The following is a 16,992-nucleotide window of genomic DNA, read 5'->3' as shown; positions in this document are numbered from 1 at the left end:
ATACAAAAATATGTTTACTTTATTAAAATAATATTGTCCTGGATTCGGTATACACTTATAATTTTATATATATTCTGAATATTCTTCATAAAGAAGGAGGGGGAATGTTGGAAGCTTTCGTAAATTGGTTAAATAATATTGTTTGGAGTCCAGCACTTGTTTATTTATGTTTAGGAGTAGGTTTATATTTTTCCATTCGAACGAAGTTTTTACAAGTAAGGCACGTAGGAGAAATGGTGAAGCTGACATTTCAAGGAGAAAAATCAGAAGCTGGTGTTTCTTCATTCCAAGCGTTAGCACTTTCATTATCAGGACGCGTTGGAACAGGAAATATTGCTGGAGTAGCAACAGCGGTTGCATTCGGTGGACCAGGAGCTGTATTTTGGATGTGGGCAGTAGCCTTTTTAGGGGCAGGATCAGCTTATGTAGAATCAACACTCGCGCAAATATATAAGACGAAACATCAAGGGCAGTTTCGTGGTGGGCCTGCTTACTACATCGAAAAAGGTCTAGGAGTTAAATGGTATGCTTTAGTATTCGTTGCAGCGACAATTCTTGCAACAGGACTTTTATTACCAGGTGTACAAGCAAATAGTATTGCTGTAAGTTTAGAAACAGCTTTTGGTATTAATACTACCGTATCAGGGGCTATATTAGTTGTCGTATTAGCTCTTATCATTTTCGGTGGAGTAAAGCGGATTGTTAACGTAGCGCAAGTTGTCGTACCGTTTATGGCAATAGGCTATATTTTAGTAGCTTGCGTCATTGTTGCTATGAATATTGAAAAATTGCCAGAAGCATTTATGTTAATTATAAGAAGTGCATTTGCATTAGAAGCTGCATTTGGTGGTATTATCGGTTTAGCAATTTCTTGGGGAGTAAAACGTGGTATTTATTCTAATGAAGCAGGGCAAGGAACTGGGCCACATGCAGCGGCAGCAGCTGAAGTATCACATCCAGCTAAACAAGGTTTAGTGCAAGCATTTTCCGTTTACATTGATACATTATTTGTTTGTTCAGCAACAGCATTTATGATGATTATTACAGGCATGTATAACGTATTTGATGCAAGCGGAAAAAACTTTATCGTTAATAAATTAAATGGTGCTCAGCCAGGACCAGGATATACACAGGCAGCGGTAGAATCTGTTTTCCCTGGATTTGGAAACGGTTTCGTTGCAATCTCGCTATTATTCTTCGCGTTTACAACAATTATGGCGTATTACTACATTGCAGAAACGAATATAGCGTACTTAAATCGTGATAAGGATCGTCCTTGGCTGTCCATGATACTAAAGTTTGTATTTTTAGGAGCAGTATTCTATGGCTGTATAAAAACAGCAGCAACGGCTTGGGCTTTAGGCGACATTGGGGTAGGAATTATGGCATGGGTAAATATCATTGCGATTTTACTATTACAAAAACCTGCATTAGTCGCATTAAAGGATTATGAAAAACAGAAAAAAGAAGGAAAAGATCCAGTATTCGATCCAGGGCCATTAGGAATTAAAAATGCTGATTTTTGGGAGCATGAATACGGGAAAGATAAGAAAGAAGAAGTATCTTAATAGAATAGAAATGAAGAAGCAAAGGGGAAACCCTTTGCTTTTTTTTATGGACAAATTGAAGCTAAAAGTTATTTTTGGGACTATTTTTGAATATAAAAAGAATGTACATGCGTTGTTAGGGGAAGGGGGGAGTATGTTGATAGAATTTCGTAATGTAAATAAATATTATGGTAACTTTCAAGTTTTGAAAAATATTAATGTGCAAGTGAAAAAAGGCGAAGTAGTAGTAGTTGTCGGGCCTTCAGGATCAGGAAAAAGTACATTGCTTCGATGTATAAATCAATTAGAGGCAATTACAGATGGAGAATTAATTGTACAAAATACAGAGGTACACAATAAAAAAACGGACATGAATGAATTGCGGCGAAATATTGGGATGGTCTTTCAACATTTTTATTTATACCCACATAAAACAGTTCTGCAAAATATTACATTAGCACCGATTAAAGTAAATAAAGTTTCCAAAGAAGAAGCAGAGAAAACAGCAATGCTTTATTTAGAGAAAGTAGGAATCCCAGAGAAGGCTAATGTATATCCGCATCAATTATCCGGAGGACAACAGCAAAGGGTAGCAATTGCTAGAGGACTTGCGATGCAACCGGAAATTATGCTGTTTGATGAGCCTACGTCTGCTCTTGATCCGGAGATGATCGGGGAAGTACTTGATGTTATGAAAACGCTAGCTAAAGAAGGGATGACAATGGTCGTTGTCACGCATGAAATGGGATTTGCACGAGAAGTAGCAGATCGGATTTTATTTATGGATGATGGTCAAATTATTGAAGATACAACACCGGCACAATTTTTTGCAAATCCTGAACAAGAAAGAGCTCGTTTATTTTTAAGTCGGGTGCTAAATCATTAGAGGAGGAATTTCATGCTTAAAATGAAAAAGTTATTTACTTTAATCGTATTTTCATGTTTATTCGTGCTTGTTGTTGCTGGATGCGGAAGTAAAAAAGATGAGGCAAAGGAAACAAATACGAAGCAAGGCGGGGCTGTTGAGCAAATTAAGAAACGAGGGAAATTAGTAGTTGGGGTGAAGAATGATACGAATTTATTTGGATTAAAAAATCCTTCAACAGGGCAAGTAGAAGGATTCGATGTTGATATCGCGAAGGCACTTGCGAAAAAAATTCTTGGGGACGAAAAGAAACTAGAGTTGAAAGAAGTAACATCTAAAACACGTATTCCACTACTGAAAAATGGTGATATTGATGCAATTATCGCAACAATGACAATTACGGAAGAACGTAAAAAAGAAGTTGATTTTTCAGATGTATATTTTAAAGCAGGGCAATCGTTACTTGTGAAAAAAGGAAGCAATATTAAGAGTATTGATGATATAAAACAAGGTGTGAAAGTATTAGCTGTAAAAGGCTCAACATCTACAAATAACATTCGTCAAAAGTCACCAGAAGCGACTGTATTAGAATTTGAAAATTATAGTGAGGCATTTACAGCGTTAAAAGCGGGGAAAGGTGATGTTTTAACGACAGATAATGCAATTCTTTACGGAATGGCAAAACAAGATTCTAATTATGAAGTTGTAGGGAAAATTTTTACGGATGAACCGTACGGAATTGCAGTGCAGAAGGGTGCAGAGGATTTAACAAAAGAGATTAATAGTTTATTAAAAGATATGAAAGCTAATGGAGAATACGATAAATTATATGAAAAATGGATCGGTCAAAAACAAGAAAAATAAAGTGACACTAATTGGAATAAATAATAAGAGTGAGAGGATGAGGATGCTCATCCTCTTCTTGTAAAGAAAGAGGGGAGAATATGTGCCTGATTTTTCTATACTAACGAATAACATTGATATGTATTTAGAAGGCTTTAAGTATACAGTTATGTCTAGTGTAATTGCATTAATAGGAAGCTTTATTTTAGGAGTAATTTTGGCGGTAATGCGTATTGCACCGATTCGTATTTTAAATTGGGTAGGATCAGCTTTTGTAGAGTTTGTAAGAAATATTCCACTCGTATTAATTGCATTTATATTTTATTTTGCTTTACCTGTAATAGGAATTACTTTAAATGGTTTTGTAGCAGGAACAGTTACGCTTACGGTATATACGGCAGCTTTTATTGCAGAAGTAATTCGCGCTGGTATTTTATCAGTTGCGAAAGGGCAGATGGAAGCTGCTCGCTCTTCAGGGCTAACGTATGTGCAGGCGATGTATTATGTTGTCTTACCCCAAGCAGTGAAAATTGTAATTCCCCCTTTAGGAAACCAGTTTCTCAATTTAGTAAAAAACTCTTCCATACTCGGAATTATTGCTGGTGCTGATTTAATGTATCAAGGAGATTTAATTTCAACGAAGACGTTTGTTACGTTTGATGTTTATATATTTGTCGGGATGTTTTATTTAATATTAACAATTCCGCTCAGTATGCTAGTGCGTTATTTAGAAAAACGCTTAGCAAAGGAGGCGGTGTAAATGGATTTTAAGGGAGCTATAACAGGTGATCATATCCTCTTTTTATTAAAAGGATTGCTCATTACATTAGAGGTAGCGCTCGTAGCAATTGTACTTAGTTTTATTATTGGAAGTGTAATCGGTATATTGCGCTACACGAAAATACCTGTCGTCTCACAAGTATTAGGAATTATCGTTGAAGTGATTCGAAACTTACCACTACTGTTAATTATATTTTTCACGTATTTTGCACTTCCAGAAGCAGGCTTGAAATTAGAAATTATAACAGCTGCAATTGTTGCTTTAACAATATTTGAGGCAGCAATGATATCTGAAATTGTTAGAAGTGGTCTATTGTCTATTGAAAAAGGGCAGGTCGAAGCCGCAAGATCTTCGGGATTAACGTATGTGCAAGCGCTTTGGCATATTATTTTGCCACAAGCATTAAGGAGAATGGTTCCGCCGCTTGTCAGTCAATTTATTTCATTGCTGAAGGATACATCGCTAGCGGTTGTTATATCACTCCCTGAGCTTATACATAATGCTCAAATTATTAGCGGGCAAAATGTGAATTACATGATTCCAACGTTTATAGTAGTAGCTTGTATGTACTTTATCGTAAATTATAGTTTATCAATTTTATCGAGAAGATTAGAACTTCGTTGACTCTTACAATATATGTAAGGGTTTTTCCTTGTTTCTCCTTATTTTCCTCTAAATAGAATCTAAATCTTGCAATAATTCGATTTTTATATTATTTTATCAGAAAAGTTTTAATTTTATATAGAAAATGTAATCGCTTTCGTGTATATTTTTATTATCAGAAAATTTTAACAAGACATAGGGGTATGGTAGGGGGAGGATTTAGATGCAGCAACCAACGAATGAGAAATTACATCGTACGATGAAGAGTAGACATTTATTTATGATCGCACTAGGTGGTGTAATCGGAACTGGTTTTTTCTTAGGTTCAGGTTACACTATTAATCAGGCTGGACCAGGGGGAGCCATCCTTTCATATTTAGTAGGCGGATTTATTATGTATTTAACAATGCTTTGTCTTGGAGAGTTAACGGTAGCAATGCCAGTTTCAGGTTCTTTCCAAAAGTATGCAACGAAGTTTATTGGACCAGGAACGGGCTTTATGATCGGCTGGCTATATTGGCTTGGCTGGGCAGTAACAGTAGGACTAGAATTAACGTCAATCGGTTTAATGATGAAAAGATGGTTTCCAAATGTTGATGTTTGGGTATGGTGCCTTGTATTCGGCGTTGTTTTATATGCTTCAAACGCAATTTCGGCGAAAAGTTATGCCGAATTAGAATTTTGGTTTTCTAGTATTAAAGTAATTACAATCCTTGCATTTGTTGTTCTTGGTGGTAGTGCATTATTAGGATTTATATCATATGACGGAAAAGAAGCAGCACCTCTTTTCTCTAACTTTGTAAGCGATGGTGGACTTTTCCCAAATGGACTAGCTGCCGTATTACTTACAATGATTACAGTTAACTTCTCGTTCCAAGGAACAGAGTTAATCGGAATTGCAGCGGGAGAAAGTGAAAATCCAGAAAAAACAATTCCACGTGCGATCCGTAATACAGTATGGCGTATTATGTTATTCTTCATTTTAACAATGACAATTTTAGTAGGATTAATTTCTTGGAAGGAAGCAGGCGTAATTGAAAGTCCATTCGTAGTTGTATTTGATAAAATCGGTATTCCATATGCAGCTGATATTATGAACTTCGTTATTATTACTGCGTTATTATCTGTAGCGAACTCTGGATTATATGCAGCGACACGTATATTATGGTCACTTGCAAATGAAGGAATGGCACCAACTTCTTTCAAGAAAGTAAATAAACGTGGTATTCCAATTACAGCGCTAGTCGTAACGATTGCGGTAGCTGGATTATCTCTATTCACAAGTTTCCTTGCAGAAGATACAGTATACATGTACTTATTATCGATAGCTGGTTTATCGGCTGTTTCAAGTTGGATCATTATTGCTCTATCGCAACTTCGCTTTAGAAGTCAGTATATAAAAGGCGGAGGAAAGTTAGAGGACTTAAAGTATAGAACACCACTATATCCGATTGTTCCAATTTTAGCTTTAATTACAAATAGCATCGTTGTTATTAGTTTAGCGTTTATTCCTGAACAAAGAATGGCGTTATACTGCGGTATTCCATTTATCATTTTCTGCTATATATATTATTATTATTATATGAGTAAGAAACAGCAGAAACCGATGAAAGTGGAGATGGACAAAACAAATGAAACTAACAATCAAACAAGATGATATAAAGGCAGATTTATCGTATGCTCAATTAGCGATTGGAAAAGAAAACGGGTATTCACCGTTACAATTACTCGTTTCTTCTATCGCAGGATGTAGTGCAATTGTCTTTCGAACAATTTTAGAAAAGAAACGTATTACATACGATACGTTTACAATTGAAACTGAAATTGGTAGAAGTGAAGCTTTATCAAAACCAGTTGAAAGTGTTCATTTGCACTATAAAATTAAAGCGGAAAACATTACAGAAGAGCAGTTGGACAAAGCATTGCAGCTTGCAGTGAAAAATTGCACGATTGTTCAATCTGTAAAAGATAGTATAAAGGTTACGGAAACAATTGAACTAATAAAATGAAACATAAAAACGTGAGAGCCGTATTCTCACGTTTTTATGTTTTTAGAAAGAGGGGAAAGTGTAGTGGACTGTTTAGGTTGTAAATTAGCAAACGAAGAGAAAAAAATATATAAAGTATATGAAGATGATTATGTAACTTGCTTTTTAGATCATGCGCCTTTCTACCCAGGACATACTTTAATTGTGCCAAAGCAGCATGTTGTAGAAGTAGATGAATTAGATGACGTTGTAGCAAGATCAATTATGGATGCTTCTAAGCTGATTGCAAAAGCGATTAAGGCATTATATAAACCAGATGGAATTACAGTTTGTCAAAATGGTGGAGTATTTAACGAGTTAACACATTACCATATGCATGTCGTACCAAGATATAAAGAGCGTTCGTTTGCTGAGTTTTATACGGTGCAACCGGAGGAAAAGAAGAATCATAACTTTGAAGAGACAAAGAATTTGGTAAAAGAAGCGATAGAGCAAATACTGTATATTGAAAAGGTGTAAAAGAATTTTTCTTAGAGATACAGTCAGGAAAATTCTAATATTAAAAAGCCCAATTTCTCAGTTACAATAGAGAAATTGGGCTTTTGTTTATTCTATTATTAAATTTTATCTATAAAAAGATTTTGCAGTGTCACAAAGTTACAGTGCTCATTCGTTATATAGAGTGAGAGGAGGAATTATATGAAAGTTACAAACAAAGATTATGAAAAGATGGAAGAGCTATATGAGTTGTATGAACAAAAAATTTATTCTGTAGCTTATTCTATTTTAAATAATATTCAACAGGCTGAAGATGCGGTTCAAGAGACGTTTATTACTCTTTATAAGAACTTGGAAAAGCTCCATAGCTTGAGCACTGAAGAGCTTAAACGCTATATTTTGAGGATCGCGAAAAACAAGGCGATTGATAGTTACCGGAAAAATAAACGACATGAAACATTTTTAGAAGAATATGAAAGAGAATCAATAGAAGCAGTAGATGAAAATATTGAAGAGTGGGAAAAACGTAAAATGTCTGAGGTTCAAATTGATACATTGCTAAAAGAGTTAAATGAATCTAACAGACAGGTGTTTAAGTACAAAGTCTTCTATAACTTAACGTATCAAGAAATTTCAAGTGTAATGGGGATTACGGAGGCTAATGTCCGCAAGCAGTTTGAACGCGCTCGAAAACGAGTCCAAAATATGATAGGAGGTATACAACATGACGAATTCAAAGAACTCCAAAGAAATATATGAACTTGCTGAAAAAATTGCTTTAGATGATTTTGATAAATCCGAAGAACAACATGAATTTTCACATACATATACGCGCAAAAAGAAACTGTTTATGGAGGAAATGAAGCTGAAGGGCGAGCGACCACAGAAAAAGAGTAAAAGACATCGTATGTTAATCGCTGCTGCCTGCTTATTGATTGGTATGCCGACAACCGTTTTTGGTGCAGTAAAAGTCTATAATATGATTGTTCAAAAACAAAATTATGAAGTAAATGTTTCCTTAACAAATAAGGATTCGAAAAAGAGTGATCAGTGGTATAAGTTGAAGGTTGGTAAATTGCCAGAAAATATGGAAGCAATTGATGACACTGCTATGAAATATTCATTTAAAGATAACTATGCAAATGGAGGCTTTTCATTCGTTCTTTGGAGAGTAGGGGGGAATTCAGATTTTCCAACTCTGTACTCGAAAAGTTATGAAGAAAAAGAGATAAATGGTAAGAAGGCAGTAATTGTCCATAGAGAAACTGGTAAAAAAGATTTAATGATGGACAGGGTAGTTTTTCTATTCTTTGAGGAAGAAGGGATCATGTTACAAAGTTATATTGGAAACGATATAAATGAAGAACAAATGGTGGATGTGTTAGGGAACATCTCACTTGAGCCTACGTCAAAAGAAAAGGCATCACATATAACAGATTATGATAAAAAGTATTTTAGCGAAGAAAGTAAGCCTAAAAAAACTAAGGTGATTCCTTTGAAAAAAGATAGTAAACGACTATTTCATATAGGACAAAAGGTTCCAGTAACGATTATCATGGATAACAGCAAAATTGAATATGTGATAGAAAAGGTTGAAGTTTTTGATTCAATCAAAGATTTTAAACAAGAGAACTTTTATGAACTTGGCTTAGGAATACTAAGCAGGAATCAGGCTTTGGATCAAGGGGGACAATTAATACCATATAGACGGGACAAATATAAAATTGGAAATGGTAAAGATTCAATTGATCAATTAGTAGAATCAAAATTAATTCATCCTAAATTTGTCTACCTAACAACAACAGTGAAAAATATAGGTAAACAGGCGACAGAAGAAATCTATATGCATCCATCCATACAAGTGCTTAAAAGTAAGGGGAATGTATGGAATTACGCTGAAAGAGATGGAATTGCAGAAAAAAATATTATGACAGGCGAAGTTGATTATTTAGAGCCTCACGGAGATGGAAAAAGCTTTTACAATATTGGCAGTATCCGACCAGGACAAACGGTGAAGGTTAACTTAGGTTATTTTGTAGATGAGGATAAGATAGATTCAATCTTCCTTGATGCTTTCCGTTACAGTGGGTCTAGTGGCACTGAGAATATGAATGAGAAAAATCGTTGGTGGTTCGATATTCGTCAACAATCAAAATAATAGAAACAAATCGAAGAAAAAAGCTGCTTATATTTAGCAGCTTTTTTCGTCTTCATACATATGTAAAACTTCTTTCGCACGTCTACGTAAACCATCTATCAATTCTTTCGGTTCTAAAACTTTTGCATCTTTTCCAAGTCTATAAAATAAAGGAGTAATAAAGTTAATCTCACCTTTATCAATTGTTGAATTTATATATCCTGTCCCATCCTCGTTTACTATAACGAATTCCTCAAGATAAGGAACGCTTTTACATTGGCGTACGCCTTCTGTTGTCAGTAAAACATGTAACTGAGTAGGATTGTGTACTACGTTAGAGTTAGAGGTAAACCACTTTTCTAAATTCATGAATGTATCCTCATTTTCTTCCGTTGATAATATAGAAAGAATACGATCGATACGATATAGTAATACTTTTTTCCTATCATAGTCATAGGACGGTAAGTACCATAGCCCGTCATGAGCATATACACCGATAGGATGAACATGTTTTGTTTTTACCCCGGATTTAGATTCGTATTGAAAGTGTAAATTTTTATTTTCAATCGCCGCTGTTAACACTTCGTTTAAAAGTGGTGTATCAATTGTTCTCTTCGGATTCCAAAAGGCGATATAAGAACGTATTTTATCAACTTTCGCTTTCGCATCATGTTGTAGGGAGCTATATAGTTTATGTGTAACGGAATTTATTTCTGTGTTAAAAGGTAAGTCTCTGTAGTAGCTTAAAGATTGAAAGGCAAAAAAGATGGAGACTGCTTCTTCTTCGGTAAATAAGATAGGTGGAATGACCCTAGTTGTTAATACTTTATATCCTCCGTTGCGACCTTGTTCAGCGTAAATGGGTAATCCCATATCACTTAAATCTAAAATATATCTATGGACAGTACGAACGGAAATATTAAATTCATCGGCTATTTCTTGAGCTGTAAATGCTTTTTTTGCAGAAGCAAATATAAGAATATCTAATAAGCGTTTAGCTTTTGACAAATGTATCACCTTTTTTCTTTTTAACATGACATAAATCGTCGTGTTTTATTGTTAGTATATTGTTTACATCATATGTTATCAAGATGAGATGCAAGGAGGAAAAGATATGTCACGTGAAATAGTTTTATTTATAGCGGCGAGCTTAGATGGGTATATTGCGAAAGAAAATGATGATTTAGAGTGGTTAATGGAAACGGAAGGAGAGGGAGATAACGGTTATACAGAAATGTATGAAACAATTGATACAATAATAATGGGAAAGAGAACGTACGATTATGTAGTAGAGCATACGGAAACATTCCCGTACTTAGATAAAGCATGTTATGTTTTTTCTCGTTCAGAAAAAGGTTCAGACGGAAACGTGGAATTTGTAAATGAAGATGTAGTGGAGTTTACAAAAAGGTTAAAAGCACAAGAAGGATCTAAAATATGGATGGTTGGTGGAGGAGAGCTACTGAGAGAATTCTTTAAAAATAATCTAATTGATGAATATATTGTTACGATTACACCGCATATATTAGGCTCAGGTGTCCCATTATTTAAAGAAAAGAATCCAGAAATTAATTTAACTTTAACGGATACGAAACGTTTTGGGCAATTTGTAAATTTATATTATAAAGTAAAATGATAAAGTGAAACTTTAATCAGTGGGGGTTTTGTTCATCTCCCACTGATTATTAGTTGAACCAATCGGGCTTTTACGGGCAGTTGATCCCCCACCTAACTTCTTTGCTTCCGCTGAATTTTGATGTAGGGGTCTTACTGCCCGTTAATGCGGGATAAAGAAACACGACTACTGATGATAGTCGTGTTTCTTTATAGATGGTAATGAAATTATAAAGCAAGACCCGTGATTGACTTCACTCGTTACTGTAATATTCCCGCCGTGTAGCTCTACAATTTCCTTCACGATAGATAGTCCTAAACCAGTTCCACCTGTAGCTCGTGATCTAGCTTTATCAACACGATAAAAGCGGTCGAAAATGTGAGGGAGGTCTTCAGGCGGGATACCTTCGCCTTCATCTTCAATTGTAATGGAGATACGTTTATGTTCTTCTGTAATAGAAATGTTTATATGAGAATGTTCTTTTGAATGTCTATAAGCGTTATTTAAAATGTTTACTATAACTTGTTCAAATCGCTGTTCATCTAAGTTTACTAGCAGTGTAGGAGGACAAGAGAAAGAAACTTTAATGTATCTTTCTTTATACATGGCGTTTACTTTTTCAGCTATACGAGTAAGGAAGGTGTGTAAATGCACTTCCTTTACTTGAATAGAAAAGTTATGTTGTTCCATTTGTGCAAGTGAAAATAAATCTTGAACTAAGTTTGTAATGTAATCAGATTCATCTTTTATAATCGATAAATATCGCAAACGTTGCTCAGGAGGGGTGCTTTCTTTTAAAGCAATGTCAGCATAACCTCTTACGTATGTTAACGGTGTTCGTAATTCATGAGCAACACTTGCTAGAAATTCACTTCGCTCTGTTTTCATATAATGTAAATCATTTGCGAGCGTTTGAATAGATGATGCTAGTTCACCAATTTCATCATTTCGAGTAGTCGTTAACGAAACGGACAAATCGCCTTTACTCATTTTTTCAGTGGCATGTTTCATGTGTAACAATGGTTTTGTTAATAAACGTGATAATAGAAAGATGGTGATGGCTGTTAGTAGAAACGTAATGACTCCGGCAATAATGAATTGTCTTGTTAGCCCGTTAACCATTTCCTCGATTGATTCCGTCCCGAGAAACATATATACGTATCCTTCCGTTTTTCCAGCCACTACAATGGGGCTAACTGTACATATATAATTAGATGTTTTCCAATGATTCTCTATAATTGCTCCGTCATGATCTGTCCGTGTTTGCATCTTTTCAATATGCTTTTTTATAGTAGTATTTATTTCATTGGATTTAGCTAGTACCTCCTTATTTGCATTTGTAATAACAACAGTAGTTTCGGCTTCGGATTCCATTAGTGCAACATGGGAGATTGTTTGCTTATCAAAATACTTTTCAAGGACATCTCTGTGACTATTTCCGCGCTTTAATAAAGCTGTCATTTCTTCATTTACTCTATTGTTGACAAGGCTATAATAAAGCGAGACAAATAGAACACTTTCGATTAAAAGTGTAACAATCAAAAAATAAAATCCGAGCTGAATAGAAATTCGCTTCATTGCTTTGCTCCTTAATCTAGAGTATCAACCCATCGATATCCGACTCCGTAAACAGTTTTTAAATGGTAATCAATAGGGAAATTTGCTTTTCGCAATTTATCACGTAAATTACGAATATGTGAATCGACTGTGCGATCTTCTGTATTTGTGTTTAACCCCCAAATTCGTTCGATGAGCTGATCACGGCTTAATACGTAGTTCACATGGCGTAAAAATAATCCGAGTAAAGAAAATTCAATTGGTGTGAGAAGGAGTTCTTCATTATGGACAGAAACGAAGTGTTTTGTTTCATCCCATACAATACCGTGATATTGGATTTGTTTATGTTCATTTGTACGTCTTAAAACGGCTTCAATTCTTGCGAAAAGTTCTTCTTCATGGAAAGGTTTCGTTACGTAATCATCGGCTCCAAGTTTTAATCCTTGAACGACATCTACTGTTTGATCACGAGCTGTAACCATAATAATAGGAATGTTACTAAAAAATCGGATTTTTTTGCACGTTTCCCATCCGTCCATCTTTGGCATCATAATATCGAGTAAAACAAATTTAAAGTTTCGATTTTCTATATGTAAAATAGCTTCTTCTCCTGAAGTCGCACATACGCAGTTATATCCAATTGGGGTAAGATAAAGCGTTAATAATTCAAGCATTCTCGGTTCATCGTCTACGAGCAGTATATCAATCATAGAGAGCCCTCCATATTTATAATCGTTACTTAAAGTGTAATGCAAAATCATGAAGAAATGGTGCAGATTATGATGTGTCTGCATAATTTCTTCAGAATTGCTTGTTATTGTGGAGTTGAAATTACATTTTAGGTAATCATATTGGCTCAAAAATGATTAATACGGAGGCGGTATAATGAAAAAAATGACCCGAATTTTTGGGATAACAATAATTACAGCAGTTGGTCTTGCTGCATGCGGACAAACGAATACAGACCATAAAAACCATGAATCTACAAAAGAGAAAAAAACAGAGCAAAAGGAAATGAAAATGAATCAGGAGGTAACGGCGCCAAAAGAAATGAACGAAGGGGCATCGTATGATTTATTAACGACAAGTTTAAAAAATGTGACGAGGTTAAATACAAATGATCCCCTGCAAATGGCAGTGTTAACTTCGCAAACGATATGGCCAGCAACCCATAAAGAGAACCAGCCGGGTGCTGTTATTTTAGTACCAGCAAGCGAGTGGCAATTAGGTATTGCGAGTGCAGACCTTATTCATCATCCGAATAACGGGCCGATTTTATTTATAGAAAAAGAAAAGATACCGGAAATGACGTTAAAAGAAATAAAACGATTAAATCCAATCGGAACGAAAGATGGAACACAAATTATGGTGATGGGGGATGTAGGTACTAGCGCGCTTGAACAATTAAAAGGTTATAAAGTAAAACAAATAAAAGAAACGGACCCAGCTATATTTGCGAAAGATGTTGATAAGGAGTATGCCGATATAACAGGAAGCTACCCAAATAGTGTTATTATCGGTTCATCTGCAGAAGAAGGACGTTTATATACAACACCCGCTGTAAATTGGATTTCTCATATGCCGGAACCACTACTCTATACAGAAAAGAATAAAGTGCCAGAAGCGACAATAGAGGCATTAAAGATGAGAAAAGATAAAGCAAATATATATATATTAGGGCCAGAAAAAATTGTTTCAAAAGAAGTAGAAAAGGAGTTAAGCAAATACGGGAAAGTAACGCGTATTAGTGGAGAGACCCCTACAGAAAACTCGATTGCGTTCGCTAAATTTAAAGATGAAAAAACAAAATTTGGCTGGGGATTCACAAAACCTGGTCACGGTTTATCATTTGTTTCAAGCAAAACACCAGATTTAGCAGTTGCTGGGGCACCTTTTTCACATATGGGTAAACACGCACCTGTTGTATTATTAGAAGAAGGTAAAGTTTCACAACCAGTGTATGACTTCCTTGCAAGCATTCAGCCGAAGTTTAAAGATGATCCAACACTTGGACCATATAATCACGGTTTCTTATTAGGAAGTACGAGTGATATTTCATTTGAAACACAAGGAATACTAGATGAGAGGTTAGAAATTGTTCAGGAAAGTGGTCAAGGACACGGTGGACATTAATGAAATGAGAAAAGATGCTACTAAGGTAGCGTCTTTTTCTTTAGGAAACTTTTACATAGCAAAAAATCTTCTACTCGTTATATAATAGCTTTCGTGCAGTCGGCTAGATTTTCTTATGGAGAAAATCAAATTATAAAGGAGTAGAGGAGTGGTATTTTGTTTCAAATGATAAAAAATGACTGGTTTTCTAATGTGAGAGGGGACGTGTTATCAGGAATTGTCGTTGCTTTAGCATTAATCCCTGAAGCGATAGCCTTCTCTGTTATTGCAGGCGTGGATCCAACAGTTGGACTATACGCAGCCTTTTGTATTGCAGTTACCATTTCATTTGTTGGCGGAAGAACTGGAATGATTTCAGCTGCAACAGGTGCAATGGCATTATTAATGGTAACGCTCGTTAAAGATCATGGTTTGCAATATTTATTTGCTACAACAATATTAACAGGTATCGTCCAAATTATTTTTGGCGTGTTCAAACTGAGCTCATTTATGAAGTTTGTTCCGAAATCTGTTATGAGTGGTTTTTTAAATTCACTTGGAATTTTAGTTTTTACAGCGCAATTACCGCATTTTAAAAATGCAACTTGGCAAATGTATGCACTCGTTGTATTAGGACTTGCAATTATATATTTATTTCCACGTATTACAACGGTTGTACCTTCTACGCTTATTTCAATTATTATTGTGACGAGTATTGCACTTATGAGCGGATTACAGTTGAAAACAGTAGGGGATATGGGAAGCCTGCCGAAAGAATTACCGTTCTTTAGTATTCCTGATGTGCCATTTACATTAGAAACATTAGGGATTATTTTACCTTATGCAGTTATGCTTGCAATCATTGGTTTACTAGAGTCTTTATTAACAGCTTCAGTTTTAGATGATATGACGCATACAGAAAGTAATAAGCATAAAGAGGCACGCGGACAAGGGATCGCAAACATCGTTGCTGGATTTTTCGGAGGAATGGCAGGATGTGCAATGATCGGCCAATCTGTTATTAATATTAAATCAGGTGGACGAGGTCGCCTATCAACATTTGTAGCGGGCGGATTTTTAATCGTATTATTATTCGTTTTAGGAGATTATGTCGTTCATATTCCGATGGCAGCTTTAGTTGCGGTTATGATTATGGTTTCAATCGGAACGTTTGATTGGAACTCTGTAACAACGATTCATAAAGTACCAAAAGGAAACGCATTTGTTATGATCGTAACAGTTGTGATTGTCCTAATTACACATAACTTAGCATTAGGTGTAATTATCGGAACAGTAATTAGTGCGGTGTTATTTGCATTCAATATGGCAAAGATTCACGTGAAACATTTATATATTGAAAATAAGAAAATATACGAAATTCACGGTCAACTTTTCTTTGCATCCACAGCCGATTTCATAAATAATTTTTCATTTAATGAAGATGTAAAAGAAATTGAAATGAATTTTACTCATGCGCACGTATGGGATGATTCAGCGGTGGCATCAATTGATAAAGTTATCATAAAGTATGAGCAAAGTGGTGTGAAAGTAAGTATAACAGGATTAAATGAACGTAGCTCAAAACTTGTTGCAAATTTAGCTACTTATAATAAAAGAATTGCTAGTTAAAAGCCTCCTTTTTAGGAGGCTTTATTATATAATACGAGTAGGATAACGAAAAGGGGATTCAGCATATGTACAAACAAATTATATTAGCATGTGACGGTTCTGAACATGCACTTCGAGCAGCGGAACATGCAACATATATTGCGAAATGTAGCGCAGAAACAAATGTTGAAGTTGTGTACGTAGTAGATAATAGAACGGCAAAATCAGATATTATACAAGGTCAAACAGATTTAGAAACAATATCGGCTAGTCGAAAAGATAAATTAAAAGAGATTGAAGTTTTATTAAAGAAAGAGAACATATCTTATACAATTACGATATTACATGGTGATCCTGGAGATACAATTGTTCAATATGTAAATACAGGAGATATAGATCTTGTTATCGCCGGAAGCAGAGGGCTAAATACACTGCAAGAAATGGTACTTGGTAGTGTAAGTCATAAAATAGCAAAACGAGTGAAATGTCCGGTGATGATTATAAAATAAAATGTAACTAAAGACCTTAGTATAGCTGAGGTCTTTTTTATGTATAAAGAACTCTCATTTGTGGAAATACTAGATATATAAGTTGAAAAGATGTTAACTTACAAATTTGTAAGTTAGTTGTTAGAGAAATCGATGTTATGAAATTTTTCCCATTGGTAAAATAAAAGTATCAAAGGGGAGATAGGGAGGATGGAAGCAATGAAATCATTTCAAAATTTGTCATATAGTCAAGGGGTAAGCTTAATTTGTTTAGGGGGATTTGCTGGATCTGTTACGTTAGCTGTTTTAATAAAGGTATTTCATCAAATCTTTTAATATTAGAGTAGGGA

18 protein-coding genes are annotated in these 16,992 nt (G+C 35.1%); 15 read left to right on the top strand and 3 right to left on the bottom strand.

Annotated features, from left to right (window positions below):
• Nucleotides 1-107: 107 nt before the first annotated feature.
• The 10 genes from BUA87_RS23590 (at nucleotide 108) to BUA87_RS23545 (ending at nucleotide 9,283) form a co-directional block, all read left to right on the top strand.
• Entirely contained in the window at nucleotides 108-1,568 is a 1,461-nt protein-coding gene (locus BUA87_RS23590) for an alanine/glycine:cation symporter family protein (protein ID WP_000387158.1), read from the top strand.
• A 10-nt stretch (nucleotides 1,569-1,578) separates the two neighbouring features.
• Nucleotides 1,579-2,433, top strand: coding sequence for an amino acid ABC transporter ATP-binding protein (locus tag BUA87_RS23585; RefSeq protein WP_141544020.1), 855 nt, complete (start codon nucleotides 1,579-1,581; stop codon nucleotides 2,431-2,433).
• Between the two features lie 12 nt (nucleotides 2,434-2,445).
• The gene (glnH, locus tag BUA87_RS23580) at nucleotides 2,446-3,276 is read left to right on the top strand and encodes a glutamine ABC transporter substrate-binding protein GlnH (RefSeq protein ID WP_025118055.1); all 831 of its coding nucleotides are present in this window, start codon (nucleotides 2,446-2,448) and stop codon (nucleotides 3,274-3,276) included.
• Between the two features lie 82 nt (nucleotides 3,277-3,358).
• Nucleotides 3,359-4,015, top strand: a complete 657-nt coding sequence (locus BUA87_RS23575; RefSeq protein WP_071714253.1) for an amino acid ABC transporter permease — start codon at nucleotides 3,359-3,361, stop codon at nucleotides 4,013-4,015.
• On the top strand, nucleotides 4,016-4,660 hold the full coding sequence (locus BUA87_RS23570; RefSeq protein ID WP_072940986.1) for an amino acid ABC transporter permease: 645 nt from the start codon (nucleotides 4,016-4,018) through the stop codon (nucleotides 4,658-4,660). It abuts the gene before it with no gap.
• A gap of 202 nt (nucleotides 4,661-4,862) precedes the next feature.
• Nucleotides 4,863-6,296 (top strand): amino acid permease, encoded by a 1,434-nt coding sequence (locus tag BUA87_RS23565; protein ID WP_072940981.1) that lies wholly within the window; start codon nucleotides 4,863-4,865, stop codon nucleotides 6,294-6,296.
• Nucleotides 6,271-6,648: an OsmC family protein gene (locus BUA87_RS23560; RefSeq protein ID WP_016513628.1), complete on the top strand. Its 378-nt coding sequence runs from the start codon at nucleotides 6,271-6,273 to the stop codon at nucleotides 6,646-6,648. The genes BUA87_RS23565 and BUA87_RS23560 overlap by 26 nt, the downstream gene beginning before the upstream one ends.
• Before the next feature lie 63 nt (nucleotides 6,649-6,711).
• Nucleotides 6,712-7,146, top strand: coding sequence for an HIT family protein (locus BUA87_RS23555; RefSeq protein WP_025118056.1), 435 nt, complete (start codon nucleotides 6,712-6,714; stop codon nucleotides 7,144-7,146).
• Nucleotides 7,147-7,326: 180 nt separating this feature from the next.
• A complete protein-coding gene (locus BUA87_RS23550) occupies nucleotides 7,327-7,884 on the top strand; it encodes an RNA polymerase sigma factor (protein ID WP_000869255.1) in 558 nt (185 codons plus the stop codon).
• Nucleotides 7,850-9,283 (top strand): anti-sigma factor, encoded by a 1,434-nt coding sequence (locus BUA87_RS23545; protein ID WP_071714255.1) that lies wholly within the window; start codon nucleotides 7,850-7,852, stop codon nucleotides 9,281-9,283. The genes BUA87_RS23550 and BUA87_RS23545 overlap by 35 nt, the downstream gene beginning before the upstream one ends.
• A 33-nt stretch (nucleotides 9,284-9,316) precedes the next feature.
• Here the strand turns inward: BUA87_RS23545 and BUA87_RS23540 are convergent, their stop codons facing one another.
• On the bottom strand, nucleotides 9,317-10,297 hold the full coding sequence (locus BUA87_RS23540) for a helix-turn-helix transcriptional regulator (RefSeq protein WP_072940977.1): 981 nt from the start codon (nucleotides 10,295-10,297) through the stop codon (nucleotides 9,317-9,319).
• Between the two features lie 79 nt (nucleotides 10,298-10,376).
• On the opposite strand from BUA87_RS23540, the gene BUA87_RS23535 reads away from it, so the two are divergent.
• Nucleotides 10,377-10,898, top strand: a complete 522-nt coding sequence (locus BUA87_RS23535) for a dihydrofolate reductase family protein (protein WP_071714257.1) — start codon at nucleotides 10,377-10,379, stop codon at nucleotides 10,896-10,898.
• 165 nt (nucleotides 10,899-11,063) lie between these two features.
• Here the strand turns inward: BUA87_RS23535 and BUA87_RS23530 are convergent, their stop codons facing one another.
• Together BUA87_RS23530 and BUA87_RS23525 are read right to left on the bottom strand one after the other, a co-directional pair.
• Nucleotides 11,064-12,455 (bottom strand): sensor histidine kinase, encoded by a 1,392-nt coding sequence (locus BUA87_RS23530; RefSeq protein WP_065229751.1) that lies wholly within the window; start codon nucleotides 12,453-12,455, stop codon nucleotides 11,064-11,066.
• An 11-nt stretch (nucleotides 12,456-12,466) separates the two neighbouring features.
• Nucleotides 12,467-13,144 carry a response regulator transcription factor gene (locus tag BUA87_RS23525; RefSeq protein ID WP_071714259.1) on the bottom strand — a complete coding sequence of 226 codons (678 nt, stop codon included), beginning with the start codon at nucleotides 13,142-13,144 and terminating at the stop codon, nucleotides 12,467-12,469.
• Between the two features lie 175 nt (nucleotides 13,145-13,319).
• Between BUA87_RS23525 and BUA87_RS23520 the strand changes: the two genes are divergently transcribed.
• From BUA87_RS23520 to BUA87_RS23505, 4 genes are all read left to right on the top strand, one after another.
• Nucleotides 13,320-14,567 carry an ArsR family transcriptional regulator gene (locus BUA87_RS23520; protein ID WP_072940974.1) on the top strand — a complete coding sequence of 416 codons (1,248 nt, stop codon included), beginning with the start codon at nucleotides 13,320-13,322 and terminating at the stop codon, nucleotides 14,565-14,567.
• 156 nt (nucleotides 14,568-14,723) lie between these two features.
• Nucleotides 14,724-16,175 (top strand): SulP family inorganic anion transporter, encoded by a 1,452-nt coding sequence (locus BUA87_RS23515; protein WP_064532039.1) that lies wholly within the window; start codon nucleotides 14,724-14,726, stop codon nucleotides 16,173-16,175.
• A 65-nt stretch (nucleotides 16,176-16,240) separates the two neighbouring features.
• Complete coding sequence (locus BUA87_RS23510; protein WP_000277991.1) at nucleotides 16,241-16,663, top strand: universal stress protein; 423 nt, start codon at nucleotides 16,241-16,243, stop codon at nucleotides 16,661-16,663.
• 198 nt (nucleotides 16,664-16,861) lie between these two features.
• On the top strand, nucleotides 16,862-16,978 hold the full coding sequence (locus BUA87_RS23505; RefSeq protein WP_002094283.1) for a DUF4027 family protein: 117 nt from the start codon (nucleotides 16,862-16,864) through the stop codon (nucleotides 16,976-16,978).
• The last annotated feature ends 14 nt before the right edge of the window (nucleotides 16,979-16,992 follow it).

Source organism: Bacillus sp. bc15 (genome assembly GCF_900142585.1).
Lineage (GTDB): Bacteria > Bacillota > Bacilli > Bacillales > Bacillaceae_G > Bacillus_A > Bacillus_A cereus.
Note: the sequence above shows the minus strand (reverse complement) of the source record. Positions and strands in the feature narration are given on the sequence as shown.